General features: G+C 61.0%; 17 protein-coding genes. 11 read left to right on the plus strand and 6 right to left on the minus strand.

Features of this window, described 5'->3' with window-relative positions; genetic code table 11:
• Positions 1-5: 5 nt before the first annotated feature.
• Genes NLM33_RS13580 through NLM33_RS13590 form a run of 3 tightly spaced genes read right to left on the minus strand, consistent with a single transcriptional unit; the run spans position 6 to position 2719 of the window.
• Positions 6-941 carry a recombinase RecT gene (locus NLM33_RS13580; RefSeq protein WP_254096544.1) on the minus strand — a complete coding sequence of 312 codons (936 nt, stop codon included), beginning with the start codon at positions 939-941 and terminating at the stop codon, positions 6-8.
• Between the two features lie 18 nt (positions 942-959).
• On the minus strand, positions 960-1796 hold the full coding sequence (locus tag NLM33_RS13585; protein WP_254096545.1) for a hypothetical protein: 837 nt from the start codon (positions 1794-1796) through the stop codon (positions 960-962).
• Positions 1796-2719: a PD-(D/E)XK nuclease-like domain-containing protein gene (locus NLM33_RS13590; protein ID WP_254096546.1), complete on the minus strand. Its 924-nt coding sequence runs from the start codon at positions 2717-2719 to the stop codon at positions 1796-1798. The genes NLM33_RS13585 and NLM33_RS13590 overlap by 1 nt, the downstream gene beginning before the upstream one ends.
• A 375-nt stretch (positions 2720-3094) precedes the next feature.
• Between NLM33_RS13590 and NLM33_RS13595 the strand changes: the two genes are divergently transcribed.
• The 3 genes from NLM33_RS13595 to NLM33_RS13605 all read left to right on the plus strand — a co-directional run bounded on the left by NLM33_RS13595 (position 3095) and on the right by NLM33_RS13605 (position 5029).
• Positions 3095-3496 carry a GcrA family cell cycle regulator gene (locus tag NLM33_RS13595; RefSeq protein ID WP_254096547.1) on the plus strand — a complete coding sequence of 134 codons (402 nt, stop codon included), beginning with the start codon at positions 3095-3097 and terminating at the stop codon, positions 3494-3496.
• 64 nt (positions 3497-3560) lie between these two features.
• The gene (locus tag NLM33_RS13600; RefSeq protein ID WP_254096548.1) at positions 3561-3929 is read left to right on the plus strand and encodes a GapR family DNA-binding domain-containing protein; all 369 of its coding nucleotides are present in this window, start codon (positions 3561-3563) and stop codon (positions 3927-3929) included.
• An 11-nt stretch (positions 3930-3940) separates the two neighbouring features.
• Entirely contained in the window at positions 3941-5029 is a 1089-nt protein-coding gene (locus NLM33_RS13605; RefSeq protein ID WP_254096549.1) for an S-adenosylmethionine-binding domain-containing protein, read from the plus strand.
• A 26-nt stretch (positions 5030-5055) separates the two neighbouring features.
• On the opposite strand, the gene NLM33_RS13610 is transcribed toward NLM33_RS13605, so the two are convergent.
• On the minus strand, positions 5056-5433 hold the full coding sequence (locus NLM33_RS13610; protein ID WP_254096550.1) for a hypothetical protein: 378 nt from the start codon (positions 5431-5433) through the stop codon (positions 5056-5058).
• Here NLM33_RS13610 and NLM33_RS13615 point away from each other — a divergent pair.
• The 5 genes from NLM33_RS13615 (at position 5393) to NLM33_RS13635 (ending at position 9113) form a co-directional block, all read left to right on the plus strand.
• On the plus strand, positions 5393-6418 hold the full coding sequence (locus NLM33_RS13615) for an AAA family ATPase (RefSeq protein WP_254096551.1): 1026 nt from the start codon (positions 5393-5395) through the stop codon (positions 6416-6418). The two genes, NLM33_RS13610 and NLM33_RS13615, sit on opposite strands and share 41 nt — an antisense overlap.
• The gene (locus tag NLM33_RS13620; RefSeq protein WP_254096552.1) at positions 6415-6708 is read left to right on the plus strand and encodes an HNH endonuclease; all 294 of its coding nucleotides are present in this window, start codon (positions 6415-6417) and stop codon (positions 6706-6708) included. The genes NLM33_RS13615 and NLM33_RS13620 overlap by 4 nt, the downstream gene beginning before the upstream one ends.
• A 13-nt stretch (positions 6709-6721) precedes the next feature.
• Positions 6722-7231, plus strand: coding sequence for a hypothetical protein (locus tag NLM33_RS13625; RefSeq protein WP_254096553.1), 510 nt, complete (start codon positions 6722-6724; stop codon positions 7229-7231).
• A gap of 9 nt (positions 7232-7240) precedes the next feature.
• A complete protein-coding gene (locus tag NLM33_RS13630; protein ID WP_254096554.1) occupies positions 7241-7849 on the plus strand; it encodes a hypothetical protein in 609 nt (202 codons plus the stop codon).
• Between the two features lie 194 nt (positions 7850-8043).
• Positions 8044-9113 (plus strand): IS630 family transposase gene (locus NLM33_RS13635; RefSeq protein WP_254096555.1). Its coding sequence is split into 2 segments (ribosomal slippage): positions 8044-8530 and positions 8530-9113, totalling 1071 coding nucleotides; the frame shifts between segments, so codons are not numbered across the junction.
• Between the two features lie 245 nt (positions 9114-9358).
• Here NLM33_RS13635 and NLM33_RS13640 read toward each other — a convergent pair.
• Complete coding sequence (locus NLM33_RS13640; RefSeq protein WP_254096556.1) at positions 9359-10972, minus strand: outer membrane beta-barrel protein; 1614 nt, start codon at positions 10970-10972, stop codon at positions 9359-9361.
• A 768-nt stretch (positions 10973-11740) separates the two neighbouring features.
• Between NLM33_RS13640 and NLM33_RS13645 the strand changes: the two genes are divergently transcribed.
• From NLM33_RS13645 to NLM33_RS13655, 3 genes are all read left to right on the plus strand, one after another.
• Positions 11741-12565, plus strand: a complete 825-nt coding sequence (locus NLM33_RS13645) for a nodulate formation efficiency C protein (protein WP_254096557.1) — start codon at positions 11741-11743, stop codon at positions 12563-12565.
• A gap of 98 nt (positions 12566-12663) precedes the next feature.
• Positions 12664-13002, plus strand: a complete 339-nt coding sequence (locus NLM33_RS13650; protein WP_254096558.1) for a hypothetical protein — start codon at positions 12664-12666, stop codon at positions 13000-13002.
• 232 nt (positions 13003-13234) lie between these two features.
• Positions 13235-13642 (plus strand): hypothetical protein, encoded by a 408-nt coding sequence (locus tag NLM33_RS13655; RefSeq protein WP_254096559.1) that lies wholly within the window; start codon positions 13235-13237, stop codon positions 13640-13642.
• A 206-nt stretch (positions 13643-13848) separates the two neighbouring features.
• Here the strand turns inward: NLM33_RS13655 and NLM33_RS13660 are convergent, their stop codons facing one another.
• A complete protein-coding gene (locus NLM33_RS13660) occupies positions 13849-14688 on the minus strand; it encodes an RMD1 family protein (RefSeq protein ID WP_254096560.1) in 840 nt (279 codons plus the stop codon).
• Positions 14689-14875 lie beyond the last annotated feature (187 nt).

The raw sequence follows: 14875 nt of genomic DNA on the forward strand, positions 1-14875 counted from the left end.
CCCGTTTACGCATCACTCAAAGGACGATCACCCGCAGCGTCAGTCACATGCGCAGTCGAAGGCGCTTCGGCTTCGGATTTCGGCTTGGGCTTCGGCGCGTGCGCGGCGGCATGCGCGTCTATGGCGGCGATTGCCGCCTGGCCAACAGGGGGTGCGTTGCCGGTCAGGCGCTGCGCCAGGCGCGGCGACACGTCCTTGGCGAGGTTGGCGGCAACCGAAAAACCGGCATCTTCCATTTCATCGCGGCCATAGAGACCAGCGAGAATGTCCGGGCAGTACATCCGCGCCCAGTCGCGCGACATGTTGTAAAACAGCTGAAGATCAGGCTTCTTGTCCCAGAGCGGCGAGCCCATGACGAAGCCCTTGTCGTTGCGTTTGGGACGCAGCTTGCCGAGTGTGAACTGATCCGGATCGGCATCGACCGGCGGAAAATAGCGCGGCTCCTTCTCGCCCTTGAACGTGGCCCAGACCCGGCAGCGGCGCTTGTCGCCTTCGCCCTCGTAGCCAACCTGGAGGCGGCTAGTGATCGGCGCGTGCGCCTCGATGATCGCGTGGAACATCTGGCTCTCGTAGGCGACGCGCTGGACCTTCTGCCCGCCGACATACTGCTCGACGACATAGGACCAATTCATCAGCGCGAGCGGCGAGACGCCGAGTTCCTGCGCCTTCAGGAAGCAGTACAGCACGCCGCCGACATTGCCCTGCAGATGCGGCGGCAAGAACACACCAGACGCAGCGAAAAGCTTCGCGGCATCCACGGCATCCTTCAGGTTGGCGATGTCGACGCCACCGCCCTTGAACAGCGTCACGCGCTCGGTCCTGTCGGAAACGACCTTCTCGACATTGCCTTCCGCAAGATCGCGGCGGGTCACGCGCTCGGGCGGCGGCGCGCGGTCGGACTCCATCGGGCGGTCGCCGGGAAAAGATTGGTCATCGGCCATGTCAAATGTCCCCGTTGTTCAGTTCGCGACCCGATAGCGACTCTGCTTGATGCCCAGCGCGGGGTCACCGCGCCAATGACCCTCGACGTATTCGAGGCGGCCGCGACGCACGCGCAGATGTGTTCGACAGAAATGCAGGCACTTGTCGCCAGTCAGATGACCTTCGGAGGCAGGCTCTCCCGAGCGCGCATCAGGCGGCGCAACCGTCAGCAGGATTTCAGTCCAAGCCTGAACGGGAAATTTGCCGACGAGGCGCCGCTGCTTGAGCTTTTCGCGTTCGATACGCTCGTGCGGCATGTGCTGCCGCCGCCCGATGACGCGCGGCGAGTTGATCAGGGCGAGAGCGGCGTAGGCATCAAATGTCAGTTCATCTCCGCTCGACTCGCGCTGGTGGAGCTGCCCATCCCGATGGAGGGCCAAAAGGGGACGAGACGGCTTTCCGCCGGAATTAACCAGCGGGAGACGGTGCATGTCCTTGAGCATGCAAAACGCGCCATCGTCCCGCCGCTGCAACAAGCTCAAGCTGGCTGCGCTGAGGCTGCTATCGCCAGAGCCGACGAGCACAATGACCTCGCGCACACCGTCGCGCGCGATATATTCGACCCACGTCTGCGCGGCAGGCAAGAACGCGAGGCGATCACTGAAGTGATCGTGCTCGTCAAATGCCTTCCGCATCTTGTCGCTGATTTCCAGCATCAGAGCACTGCACGCCGCAAGATCGAAAAGGCGGCTAGAAGAGAGGGCGCTCCGCAGATCGCCGGGCGTCGGCATCCGATAAGGCGGCGGGTTCTCCACGATGTACAGCGTCTTGGAGCCATACAGATGTTCGGCCAAGTCGAGCGCGAGCGGTGTCATCACGGATTTTCCCGGAGCGCGAACTTCACCCGGTCATCGACCGACTTGCGATACCAGTCCGGAAGGTCGATATACTCAGCATCGGCGTGGTCGTCGCCGGGTCCCGGCCAGTGTTTCGACTGGTAGCACTGCAAGAACGTCTTGCGGGCAAGCTCATTGAGAGCGTGACCGCGCGCGATGTCTTCGTCTTTCATGGTGACGGCGCGGACGCAGAACGGTGCGTTGCTCTCGACAAAGAGGAAGGTGAAGCTCGTGGCGGGCAGGCCGAGCGCCGTCGCGCCCTCCATCACCAGTGCGGCCTGTTGGACATACCCGTATTCAACGATTGCCTTCTGAAGATCGCGCCAAGCCACCGACTTCGTCGTTTTCAAATCGACGAAATCGCCGCTGTCGTTGGGGGTGTCGTCGGGCCGCGCCTTTTCGAAGAAGCCATATTTGTTGCGCCAGATCAACGACCGCTCCGGTGCGCCGCCGAGAATGCCCTGCTGGACGAGCGGAAACTTGCCAAGCGCGACGATCATGCCCTTGGCACGCTCGACCATCTCGGGCGTCATGATGTACTTGCCAGCCGCGATCTGCGCGGCCTTCCAGTCGCGCCATTCTTTCCGGTTGCCCTGATAGGCCACGCCACCGACCGTTGCGGGGCGAAGGACGCAGTCGTGATCGAAGGGCTCGCCTGCAACTGCGGCATGCACGAAGCGGCCCAGCGCCATCGACTCACTCTGCTCCGCATCATCAACGTGCGCGGGGTTGAACCGCGACCGCTCGAATGCATGCGCAGGCGACTTGTTCAGGTTGCGGTAGAAAGACGACGACGTGCTGACCTCGACGCACAGGTCAGGGCGATGATAGACGGCCAAGGGGATGCCCCGATAAGCACCAGGCGTGGCGATCTGGTTTCCGTCCCACTGGATAGACTGCATGACGACACGAACCTCCGGCGCAAAGCAGTGACGACCTTGGCGCGAGCCAAGGGCGGCGAAGTGCGATGATTTGGAAGCGGGTCACCTGCTACACGGCAGGTGATGACACCGTGGTTTCGAGATCATGAGGGGCGATGGTGATTTGCTGTTCTTTGCGCCCGCCTGATGTGATCGATTGTCAATCTCGCCTATTGCAGTGTCAACAGCTCGATGCAGCGCAGACCCGGAAAGTTTGATGCAGCGTGTTGCAACGCTTAACAGCCGCACCACCAAGTCATCATCGCTCGTCGATACTACCTGCCAGTTGAGCCAGACCCGTTATTTTGAGCTGCACGCAAAATTCCTCGTGACACGAGGCATCATCGGGGATGATGAATGCGGATGCGGTTCAGCGTCTGGGACAATCCCGAGTCCGAACAGGTTCTTCGCGCGATGTGGATGCAAGGTAGCTCAGCGGCCCTCATCGCGGACGCCCTGCGCACGTCGCGCAATTCCGTCATCGGCAAGGTCCATCGCCTTGGGCTGTCGCGCACCCAGCGAACGCCGAAAGCGGCGAAGCAGCCCGCGCGGTCCAACGTCGTGCCGGCGCCCCGCAAGTCGAAGCCGCGTCCCGGCGAGCCGGTGCCATTCCTCCAGGCGAAGTGGTTTCACTGCCGCGCCGTGCTTGATCTGCGCGGCAAGGACGGGCTCGCGCTGTTCTGCGGCCAGAAGAAGGCCATCGGCTCGCCCTGGTGCGCCAAGCATCGGCGGGCGTTCACCGCTGCGAGGGTGCCCTGACAATTAGCGCGGCCCGGTGATTCTCCCGCTTCACCGTGGCCCCGCAAAACGCAAAGGGACACCGATGGCGAAAGCAGCGAACACGACCAACGACTTCGAACCCGAGGTCGTGCAGGAACTCCTGGGGAAGATTGACGGCTACCACGCCGACCTGGCGAGCGAGCGCGGCACGTTTATGAAGACCTGCCGCTCGATCCGGGAGTCCATCTCGAACGTCTATACCGAGGCAAAGGCGCGGGGCATCCCGGAGAAGGAGCTGCGGTCGTTGGTCAAGATCAGGCTCAACGAGGCGAAGAACCGCAAGATTTACGAGGAGCTTGAGGCCGACCAGCAGCTGACGCTGTCGATGCTGGCGACCGCCGAAGGCGTCAAGGACCTGCCGCTTTGGCGGGCTGCCGCCATGATGGGTGATGCAAGCGCCACCGCTCACTAACGGGGGCGGTCATGCACAGCATCGTTGCAGGTCCTGGCGCGACTGAGGTCGCGCTCTTCCCATCCGCGCAGAAGGCGCTCGCTGATCTCGACCACCTGGCGGCCGAGATCAGGAATGCCCCCTCCATGGACACTGTGGAGGCGGCTGCGAATGCGGCTGCTGGCTACCAGCGCATGTTCAAGCCGGTTAAGGCGGTCGCCGACCGCGCTGGCGAGGTGTGGGTCGAGGCCGAGGTCAGGATCGGCGAGGAACGCAAGAAGGTTGGCAAGGCGAAGGGCACGCGCGGCCAGTTTCGCGGCAAGCCGAAGGGCGAAGGTTCATCTGGCAGTCCCATTGTGGCCCCGCCAGATGAGGCGGTCCCCACCGTCTTAGAACTCGGCATCGACAAGAAGCGCCTGCTGCGTGCTGAAAAGCTCGCCGACCTGCGTGAGGACGAGCGTGCCGCACTGACGGCAGAGCTTAAGGCGGCTGACAAAGCGGGCACGCCCGCTGCGCTGCTCGCGGCTTCGCGCAAAAACGCGAAGGCCGAAAAGCGCCAGGTGGCGTTGACGGCGGTGTTTTCCGAGACCGGCCCCTTCGATGTCGTCGTGATCGATCCGCCCTGGCCCATGCTGAAGATCGACCGCGACGAGCGGCCGAACCAGGACGCCTTCGACTATGACGTGATGACGCTGGAGCAGATCGAGGCCTTTTGGCCCAGCGAGATCGCATCGCACCTGAAGGACGACTGCCACGTCCTTTGCTGGACCACCGAGAAGTTCCTGCCCGCAACGCTGGCGCTGCTCGAAAAATGGGACCTGCGCTACGTCCTGACGATGGTCTGGCACAAGCCTGGCGGCTTCCAGCCGCACGACCTGCCGCAGTACAACGCCGAGTTCATCGTCTATGCTCGCAAGGGCGCGCCGGTCTTCACCGACACGAAGGACTTCAACGTCTGCAACTCGTGGCCGCGCCGCGAGCACTCGCGCAAGCCAGCGGAATTCTATGAGCTGATCGCGCGAGTGACCGGTGGATCGCGGCTGGACGTGTTTGCTCGCGAGGCCCATCCCGGCTTTGCGCAGTTTGGCAAAGAGATCTTCAAATTCCCGGAGGTCGCGTGATGCCATACGCAGCTGACCGGGAGACTTCAGATCGCTTCCTGCCCGAGGTCAAGCGGTTGATCTCGCCTTACTTGCTTGACGCGACTCCTGACTTCATCGACCAGAAGCAGGCCGCCGATCTGATGACCGTGCTCGGGCGCGATATTCGGATCGGCGTCCGTGTGCGTGTGTTCGGCTACGCCGAGCGGTACCCGCATCAGTTCACCCTGCGCTGCCAACGTGACAGCGGCGCGGAAACCGAGCTGTCGAAGATCATCAATGGCTGGGGCGACTGGTTCTTCTACGGGCATGCGGCTGGCACTGAGGGGCTGGAAGATCGTTTGGTGCGGCGACCAGGACGAAGCCGGGTTGAAGCTTCGTGCGATGATGGCGCAGCTGTTCGGTTTCTCGAATTTTTTCTTCATCGAGTGGCCGGAAGGCTCGAAGGACGCGAACGACTTCCTGCGGAGCGACGGCCCGAGGGACCTGCACGACAAGGTTATCCACGCGCCCATGCCGTGGCCTGTCGATGGTCTCTTCCGCATGAGCGAACTTCCAGACCCGCCGCCGATGACGGTCTGGCAGCTTGGCTTCGACGACTGGAGGAACCGCTGCAACATCGCGGCTGGCACGCTGTCGGTCGTGACGGGTCATCCCGGCATGGGCAAGACAACGCTGTGGACTCAGCTTTGGCACCAGATTATCGCGAAGTACGACCTCGTAGCCTGCATCGCCAGTTTCGAGACCCGTCCGAAGCCGCATCTGCGGCGGCAACTGCGCACGCTGCACGCACGCAGGCTGGAAAAGACCTTGGACCCCCACGAGATCGCGGCAGCCGACGGGTGGATCGAGGATCACTACCTGTTCCTGCAGCATCCGGAACGTCGCCCCACGCTGCAATGGTTGCTCTTGAACGCGGAAGTCGCTGTGCGCCGCAACGGCGCAAAAATTCTGCAGGTTGATCCCTGGAACAGGCTCGAAGCGAGCCGCGAGCGCGGTGAAAGCGAAACGGACTACATCGGTCGTTGCCTGCGCGAGCTCTACAGTTTTGCCGTCGATCTCGACTGCCATGTGCAGATCATCGCGCATCCCGCGAAGGCGAATGATGGCTACCGCCGCAGCGATCCGCCCGAGCTTGAGCACATCCATGGCTCGAAGCACTGGGACAACATGGTCGACCAGGGGTTCGTGGTGCACCGTCCGCGCCTCTTCAGCGACTCGGGTGAGTGCGAGCACTACGCCGAGCTTCATCACAAGAAGGCGCGCTTCGAAGAGTTGGGCTTCGCTACCAAGTTCGGCCTGGAATTTCAGTCCGACTGCGGTCGCTACGCGACGTGCAATCTGCAAACGAAGAAGCCGAAGCAGGCGCACGCCCCGACGCAGCAGAACGAAGAGGAGGCGAGCGCGTGAAGTATGCTGACTATCTGACCTCGCCCGAGTGGCGCGCGAAAGCGGATGCAGTGCTGGCGCGTGAGGACGGAAATTGCCAGCGGTGCGGCGATCCGGCGCGCGAGGTGCACCACAGGACATACGAGCGACTGTTCAACGAACTTCTGGACGACCTCGAAGCGCTCTGCGTCCGCTGTCACCGACTAGTGCATGGCCGGTTGTCCATGACCGATGCTTCCCGTCAGGAGCGGAAGCAGCAGCAGTACGGCGAGCGCCGCGTGCGCGATCTCTATGCACCCAAAGGGAGGTAGGACGATGAATTGCATGCTGATCCGGCGCGGGCCGATGAACTTCAATCCGCTGGAAGACGTGGTGATGGATGACGAGGCTCCCTCGATCTGGGGCGGGCCCCACGTTAGCAAGCGGCTGTCCGAGGCGATGCAGACCCTGCGCCTGCTGCCGATGCCTGGCGTCTGCGGCTACCGGCCTAGCTGGCCTCCCTATGTTTACGAATTCGACGATCTGGTCGAGCAGCACAAGCAGGGCGAGCTGGAGCGGACCCAGCAGCTGCAGAACCGCACGCGCGTGCTGCCGTCCCTGCGCGAGATCACGCACATGGAGGCGGCGATCTGCTGGCCTGCCCAATACCTGGGGCGGCTCGCGCACCTCGTCCTGGCCGTGAATGCCGTGGCCCTCGCGCACGCCCTGGAGCGCGATGCCGGATGGGTGGCGGCCAAGCGCGGCGGCTATGCCGATGCCTGGCGGCAGCGCCACGACGAGGGCTGCGAGATCATCGCTTGCCAATTGCGCGACGAGCTCGTGCCGGTGTTCTGAGAGTGCCGAATGGAATTTGAAACCCCCCACGGTGCGGAGCGCGAATATCTGATCATCTTTGGCGTGGCTGCGGTCTACATCGGTACGAGCCCGATTGGAGAGCCCTGCATCGTCGGCGCAACCCGCGATCTCAACCTGACCCAGCGCGGCATGCAGCGGAAATGGCTGCGGTCGGAAATCTCGTGCGCCTACTGGGTCAAGGACCGTGATATAGCCGAGGCAATCGTCGCCGAGGTCAACGGCGTGCTGCCGCATGACCAGGAGGGTCGGCTCGCGGTGCGTGGCGAGGTCGCAGCACGGCAGATCGAGGCGGTCGCTCGCGGCTGGAATATCCCGCTGACAAATCACGATGCGGCGATGGCGCGCGTGAAATCAGCGGTCAGGCACGTCCAGGAGGTGATCGACGCTGCGAACGCGACCGGCCAGCTTGCCTGGTTCAACGCCGCCTATCGGGCCTGGCGTCTCGACGCGAAAAAAATCGGGTCCGGCATGAGCTACGCGGAAGCGCGGGCACGGCTGCGCAAGGCAGTCACCAAGCGGCTGATTACGTTAGACGTTCTCGATTGCAGCGAAACGCTGCTCCGGGAGATATTCCCTGCGCTGCAGGATGCTCGTTGAAAAACTTACGTTGAGGGCTTGAAAATTCGGGATCGTTCAGCGCGCGCAACCCCGCCCATATTCCTTGGCCGCGCGATCCATCCGCCGCCGATTGACGTTGAAGGCTGATACTAATCCGCTGAGGTGGTGACTCACGGTGGGGCTTTCCAAATCAGCGGGTCGATGATTCAACATGGCAATTGGAGGGAGTTGCCATGGGCCAGCCGATTGCGGTTCGGACGGATTTGACGGCGGTTGAGGTGCGCCGGTTAGCGCGGCGGGCGAAGGACAGCGATCAGGTTCGGCGGCTTCTGGCGATTGCTGCGGTGCTCGATGGCGCCTCGCGCACGGAGGCCGCCAAGGTCGGCGGGATGGACCGGCAGACGCTACGCGACTGGGTGATCCGGTTCAACGAGCAAGGGCCGGATGGTTTGATCAATGTCCCCGCGCCAGGTGCGCCGGCGAAGCTCAACGAGGAGCATCGGGCGTTTCTGGCGCAGATCGTGGACGAAGGGCCGATCCCGGCCATCCATGGCGTGGTGCGCTGGCGGGCGTGTGACCTGATCATGCGGCTGCACGAGGAGTTTGGCATCTCGGTATCAGACGACACGGTCTATCGCGCCCTCAAGGACCTCGGCTTCTCACACGTCAGCGCCCGGCCGAGAGCTTACAAGCAGGATCCCGATGCGATCGAGGCATATAAAAAAACTTCCACTCCAGCGTGGAGGACATCCGCAGCAGCCTTGCGCCGGACACGCCGGTAGAGGTGTGGTTCCAGGATGAGATGCGGGTGGGCCAGAAGAATAAGCTCACCTATCGCTGGGCCAGAAAGGGATCGCGGCCGCGGGCAGCCCATGACCAGCGTACGCAATCGACGTACCTGTTCGGTGCCGTATGTCCTGAACTCGGAACTGGCGCCGCTCTGGTACTACCTTTCTGCAACACCGAAGCAATGCAGCTTCATCTCGATGAGATATCCACCAAGGTCAGCCATGGTGCCCACGCCATCATCATCCTCGATCAGGCTGGATGGCACGGAGCGAAGCAGCTGAGCGTTCCGCACAACATCTCGCTGCTGCCATTGCCGCCGCGTTCGCCCGAGCTGAACAGCCAGGAGAACATCTGGCAGTTCATGCGCCAAAATTGGCTGTCAAACCGCGTCTTCAAATCCTACGACGACATCGTCGACCACTGCTGTTACGCCTGGAACACCCTCATCGCGCAGCCGTGGAAGATCATGTCGATCGGGCTCCGCGATTGGGCTTACATCGGTCGATCATTATGAGGATTGGTATGAGTCCAAGCCTGCGCCGTGATTGCAACACAGGTCCATGCCAACTCTATGCGCTCTCGGATCGAGGCCGTCGTTTTTTCTAGTTTGCGTCGTATCGGTGGAATCCAGCTTGTGGCTCGGATGAGGTTCCCCACATGCCAATTTACTCGGCGCCAAACTGGCGCCGGGGTCGGTGTCGATGTCAATACCAAAGCGTCAGGATGGCACTAACAGGCCCTGGATGTTGGCTAATCTTTTCAATCGAACCTATAGGACGCCTGAAAGAACGTACCCCAGCGCTCCATGCTGAATTTCGAAAACTGAGTTCCAGTGATTCCCACGCCAATACAGCCTGTGCATGTTGTTTTGCTGTCCTTGTTGGTCCACATTGCCCAGTAGCGCCCGCCGACGCCGACGCTGAAATTCTTGGTGATGAAGTAGGACAACACGCCTTCAATCTGGACGCCCCCGCCTCCATTCCCACGTTGTTCATCGAAGGTGGTTGTCGGGCGAAAGAGATGATGGTCACGCCCTCTGAAATCGATCCAGGGCAGATAAGCGACGTCCGTGCTCAAACGCCAACGCTCGGTGAGCATGGTTTCGGCGCTGAGGCCGAGCCGAGGTGCATTCCACTGAGTATTCTGGCTGCCAACGACCCTGTCGTCGCCGGGTGGCAAGCATCTCATCGCCGGGTTGGCGATCTGTACACACCCCCTCGAGTCGGAACTCTGTTCGTAGTAGGTCCAGCCGATAAATCCGCCGACCTTGTAGTTGGCGCCGCGCAAGAAATCGTAACCGGCATCGGCCGTGTAATAGGTGAACCTCCCGTTTGCCTGGCCGGATATATTGTTGACATAGGACAGCGGCCCCGTCCCCCCCGGAATGCCCCAATCTTCATTGTTTATGTTTCCTTTGTTGAAGCGTCCGAGGCCAATATTGCCCTTCAGGAATACTCCCCGCGGGCTGTCAACACGACCAAATGCTTCCCCGGAAAGCCCGTCGAGGCCGTGGTAGGTGAGCCTTGATATAAGAATGTTAGGATCTGTTGGCACAGCGCCAACGTTCCATTGGAATCGTCCGCGGCTGAGCCAAAGCCGCGGTCCGCCTTCAAACGACCAGCCGGCCGCGTAAGCAATCGGCGGCGTGCCGGCAGGCGCTTTCGCGTACAGCGGCGCATCGGACCATTGTGTCGCCCAAGGGGCGGCGCCAAAATGGTAGTTCAATCCGATCTTTCCGACGTGATAGTCGCTGGACAGGCTCGTTGTGTTCGCTGGCAGAATTGCGAACGGTGGATTTTGCACCGTCGGAGGGGTCGCGACACTCGGGCCGCGGACATGCAGATAGTCATACTCGACTTTGACCGACCATGCAGGGGTAAGCGCTTGCTCGACGCCTAGCCCGATGGTACCACCGACCCGGCCATAGTCGAAATGGGTTTTCCCCTGTGGCCCCCCGTTTTCAAAATTGTTGACGACGTCGCCGCGATTGTTTTGCCAGGCAACGCCTCCCTTGAGATAGGCCAGCGTGTGGCCCAGCGCGCCAAACGCGTAACCGACGCGACCGGTCCCGGTGGCAAAGACGTTGGGACCAGCCTGGCAGTTTGCGCTCACGACAAAGCCGGACGCCGCGAGGCAAGTATTTGTGCCCTCGGAGACAGCCCCGCTTGCATCGAGTTCGACGCCAAACACCCAGCCGTCCTTCTGCCAGTTGTAGCCGATCTGGCCGCCTGCGAGAAACACTGGGGTATCGACGACGCCCCCATAAATTGACGGACCGTACGGATTGCTGAAGGAGGTTCGGCCGTGGCCGCCGCCGACGTGCCCGCCAATATAGCCTCCCGACCAGCTCCACACAACAGCAGGCAGTTTCACTTCTGGCGCAAGGCCTGCTGCATTCGCTGCACCCCTTGCAACGAGCCCAATTGTACCGGCTACCAAGAGAAGAACTCTAGATCGCATCCAACACTTCCCTGAATTTTCTCGGTCCACAACCGAGCGCCCTTAAGTTGTTATCGCCGCAGCAAATCGTTGGGGCGGACCAGAGGCTAACAGCGACGCGCGCCAAGTTCGTCCCGAAGACCATCGCACTGCGGTTGGTGATGATGCCGTGAACAAAGCAAACCGCGTACCGAGTGAGTTCGCAGGCTCTGCAGCCCTCTTCGTAGCGGTGTGTAGCGTCAAGTTGCTGACATTGGTCTCAATACCGCCAGTCGGCGCAGCCAGCGCCCGACAGTGGCCGCTCGCGCGCTAAATGTGCGGGGCAGGCCTTGCGCAGCATTGCATTCTTCCGTGCGGTGTCGCGTGCAGACTCCGGCGGTGTGATTTCAACAGGGGATATGTGCGCGTCATCGACGACCGCGCGGTGTCGTCGTTGATCACCGGGGCCTACCGATGCGACGAGCCTGCGCGGGTACGCGGGACCGCCCAGTTCGCGCTTATTTCGCGACTGCGTTTTCGGCCTTTGGTTTCTCGCTGGGAGAAGTGGCCTTCCCGAGCCGTAAATGGCCCACCGGACGGGCCTTCATTCCAGACGCCGGTGGCATGGTGACCGACCAATTCTGAGAGGTGCGTCGCGGATCTCTTTGGGGGATACGATCCGACGCGGAGATTAGCGACCGGTTGCGTGAGGTAGTAGAAAAAATGACTGCAAGGCGCGGACTTTGGTCCGGCATCGGTCTCGGGCTTTGTCTCGGCCTTGGTCTATGGCGGGTTTTGCCCGGCGGGCTGGCCGGTAAGAATGATGGTGTCGGTGCGGGCGACGCCCTAATCGACAAGGTTAAATCAACTTGGCGAGCGCAGGATGGCGAGACGGCGGAGCAAATCTTCGCCAGGGTCGCGAAGGTCGCACACTTTGTTCCCAAAGGATGGGAGCGTGGCCGAAAGACCGACGCAGGCGAGCCGGTTGTGCTTTTGTGGGCCAGACACCGGACTGATAAAGCAGAGGACGACTCTACGGTGACCTGGGAGGTGGGACGCGATGGCACCGTGACACTTGTGACGCCGTCTGCAAAACCGATGGAGTTAGGCTGGCGGGCGTTCGCACTCTCACTTCTTGCTGACGAGGCCACAAGCAACGAAACGGGAGTGAACCGGCGCTTTCTACTTGATCCCGCTAACTTTAACTTCGTGACGACAGCGCAAGGCAAGCTGGGCGATCTTCTACGGCGCGGTCGTTGCATTATTGGCGATGGTGTTAAGATGGACTACTTGCCGATGCTGGACGAGCAACAAACGGTCAAGGACGGCTTGTGGCGCGTTCAGCTTTCGGTCGACTGCGATGTTCAGGGGGCTGGTCATTCTACCCGCGATGTCATCGCTTTCGAGAAGCGCGAGGGGCAAGATTGGGAGCCGCAATCGTTCCTAGCCAAGCGTATCGCGACCTATGCCCCAGAATCTTTGTTTGATTTTGCGGAACCGAAAGATCAGGAAGCGTTCGAGGCGGCGCGGAAGGCGTTGGCAAAATGACCTTGGCTTGCGCTGTCGATACCCTGACGGATGACGATGATTGAACGTGAAGTTGCGGCGTGGCTGGGTCGGAACAGAGGCCGACTTTGGACCAGCCAATGACGCCACCGATGATCATTAGCGATTGGTCCGAAAAACAGGACTCAGAAGTACAAGTCGACATCGCTGGCATGGCGGCGTTTTTGATGTTCGACGGTGCTGACCTTGTCGATATCGGCAGCCACAAGCAGGTAGAGTTTCTCCGACATCGGTTGAGCGAGGTGGGATTGCAGGCCCATACGGTCGTTGGCCGTGTCTTGACGTTCCGAGTCTGTTTTGAGTATTTCGCGGAAGGCAGGTTTACCGACTTCGGGTGGAGGCTCTCCGAAACGGCCCTGCGTAAAGTCGTCGAAGAGGCTGAGCGCGCCGCGAATTCGGATACTATGCGTCGATGCTAATCTTTGAGCCGTTGACCGTGACAAAAGCAACTGATGCGACAATGCTGAAGTGAGGGGTTCTGGAGGCTTGAATTCTTCGCGATGATCCCGACAGGACAGGGGCGGACGTGCTCATCGCCGAATGCCGCGCCACACAACTCACTGCATAGTTAGGATTATTGCATGGAATGACCAAGGGCGTGGATCGAGCCTTACCCTGCCTCATCGAACCGACTAAAGGATTTTCGATCGCATGCTCACCGCCCAGCAAATCGCCGAAGCCAAAAAGCACGTCCGCTATCAGCGACAGAACAATGTCCACGAACATGACGACTGCATCAGGATCGCCTACGAATGGCTCGATGCGCAAACCACGACCAAAGGAGCGTTGAAGCGAGCGTACCCAATTAAACAGATCATCGAAAGATGGGGCGGCAGATACATTTCATCTGCGGACGTGGAAGTTGCGGCCGAAATTCACCCGCGGATCAAAGGACGGTATCCTCACTTCAATATCAGTTCTCGCCTTACATTACCCCGTGATGGTCGGTTGGCAGACATTCAAGAGGCGAGAGCGCAGGGTTTCCAGCTTACCACGCACCATATTACCCAAACGTATGCTCGGATCGAAACTGAATTGGAGGCTCCGCAAGAGCGATAGCTCATCTTCGGGACCCGCTTAATTAGCAAGATGGGTTAGATATCCACTGTCAGAGTGACTGTCGGTAGTGCACCGGCGATGTGGCACTCTTGTAACCGTTTGCTACGTCCCCGGTTACGCGGACCTGGTCCTGTTGTTGTATCCGCGACCGTCATGCTCGTAGATGCTGAGGACTTCGTGATTCAGCGCATGAGCGAACGCAATCATTAGTGAGTTCCAGTGAGGATCTGGATACAGCCGATCACGACCTCGATTAGGATGAGCACAACCACGGCAACCTCCAGCCGAAGCGAGCGTTGCGTGTCGATAATATCCGTTAGCGCGTTTCCAGTCTCGGAAATCGCCTTGAGCTTGCGCTCGAGCGTGTCGAGACGCTCCTGCAGCTCATATTCGTCCTCCAGACGCTGATAGAGACGGTCGAGCCCCGGCCTCTCCCAGAGCACGTCGGGCTTCTCCGCGACCGCAACACGGCCCGCGACGCCCTGCTGCACCAGCAGCACGTTACCAATCAGTTGCAGGATTCCCTTGCGTCGGCGTGGCGTGCGGCCGCGCTGGGCGAGCTCACGCGCAAAGGGCTCGATGACGTCGAAGACGGCGGCGACGCGGCGCTCGTCGCGGGCAAGCGCCGTGCTCTTGGCGATCGCGTCGGCGATCAGGAGCAGCCGGTCGTCCGAGAATTTGGCGATGCAGATTGGCCCGCCCGGCTGGATCGTCTCAGAGCTTTCATCGTTGCAGAGCTGCGCCTGCGCGGTCTCTTCCTCGTAGGGGCTGAATTCGCCGATCACGCGCGGCCTCAAGCTGTCGATCAAAACCTTCTCTTCGGAGGGCAAGAGGCCGATCAGCACAACGATGCCGTAGCGGAAGATCACGGCGAGTCCAGCATGGATGCGGACCGCGACGGGCGTCGATGACACCAGCGTTCCGATCTCCAGGCCCGCCGCGTTAATGCGGTCGCCCAGCATCAGAGCGCGAATCCGTAAACCTGGCGCGGCGTCCTGCCCGGGTGACGTTGCGGGCGTCGCCACAGAGAGTTGATCGGCGTTCACACGAAGATCCTGCTCGGTTAGATGCAGGCCACCCGTTTGCTTGTTTGCTCATCGAGACGCGAAGGCCGCACGCGGCAAGGGCCGTTAGTCTTGCAGGGAACCGTGTAGCCGGTCGCAGCCAAGCCTGTCCCACGCGGCCCTTATTGTTGCGGAGTATGTAGAACTGGCAGACCGAAATGGCGTTGGG

Origin of the sequence: Bradyrhizobium sp. CCGUVB1N3 (assembly GCF_024199925.1) — a bacterium.
Classification (GTDB): domain Bacteria; phylum Pseudomonadota; class Alphaproteobacteria; order Rhizobiales; family Xanthobacteraceae; genus Bradyrhizobium.

Bases quoted from the DNA above. Each gene is read 5' to 3' on its own strand.
- NLM33_RS13580 (WP_254096544.1), bottom strand. From the start codon at position 941: ATGGCCGATGACCAATCTTTTCCCGGCGACCGCCCGATGGAGTCCGAC.
- NLM33_RS13585 (WP_254096545.1), bottom strand. From the start codon at position 1,796: ATGACACCGCTCGCGCTCGACTTGGCCGAACATCTGTATGGCTCCAAG.
- NLM33_RS13590 (WP_254096546.1), bottom strand. From the start codon at position 2,719: ATGCAGTCTATCCAGTGGGACGGAAACCAGATCGCCACGCCTGGTGCT.
- NLM33_RS13595 (WP_254096547.1), top strand. From the start codon at position 3,095: ATGCGGATGCGGTTCAGCGTCTGGGACAATCCCGAGTCCGAACAGGTT.
- NLM33_RS13600 (WP_254096548.1), top strand. From the start codon at position 3,561: ATGGCGAAAGCAGCGAACACGACCAACGACTTCGAACCCGAGGTCGTG.
- NLM33_RS13605 (WP_254096549.1), top strand. From the start codon at position 3,941: ATGCACAGCATCGTTGCAGGTCCTGGCGCGACTGAGGTCGCGCTCTTC.
- NLM33_RS13615 (WP_254096551.1), top strand. From the start codon at position 5,393: ATGATGGCGCAGCTGTTCGGTTTCTCGAATTTTTTCTTCATCGAGTGG.
- NLM33_RS13610 (WP_254096550.1), bottom strand. From the start codon at position 5,433: ATGAAGAAAAAATTCGAGAAACCGAACAGCTGCGCCATCATCGCACGA.
- NLM33_RS13625 (WP_254096553.1), top strand. From the start codon at position 6,722: ATGCTGATCCGGCGCGGGCCGATGAACTTCAATCCGCTGGAAGACGTG.
- NLM33_RS13630 (WP_254096554.1), top strand. From the start codon at position 7,241: ATGGAATTTGAAACCCCCCACGGTGCGGAGCGCGAATATCTGATCATC.
- NLM33_RS13645 (WP_254096557.1), top strand. From the start codon at position 11,741: ATGACTGCAAGGCGCGGACTTTGGTCCGGCATCGGTCTCGGGCTTTGT.
- NLM33_RS13650 (WP_254096558.1), top strand. From the start codon at position 12,664: ATGACGCCACCGATGATCATTAGCGATTGGTCCGAAAAACAGGACTCA.
- NLM33_RS13655 (WP_254096559.1), top strand. From the start codon at position 13,235: ATGCTCACCGCCCAGCAAATCGCCGAAGCCAAAAAGCACGTCCGCTAT.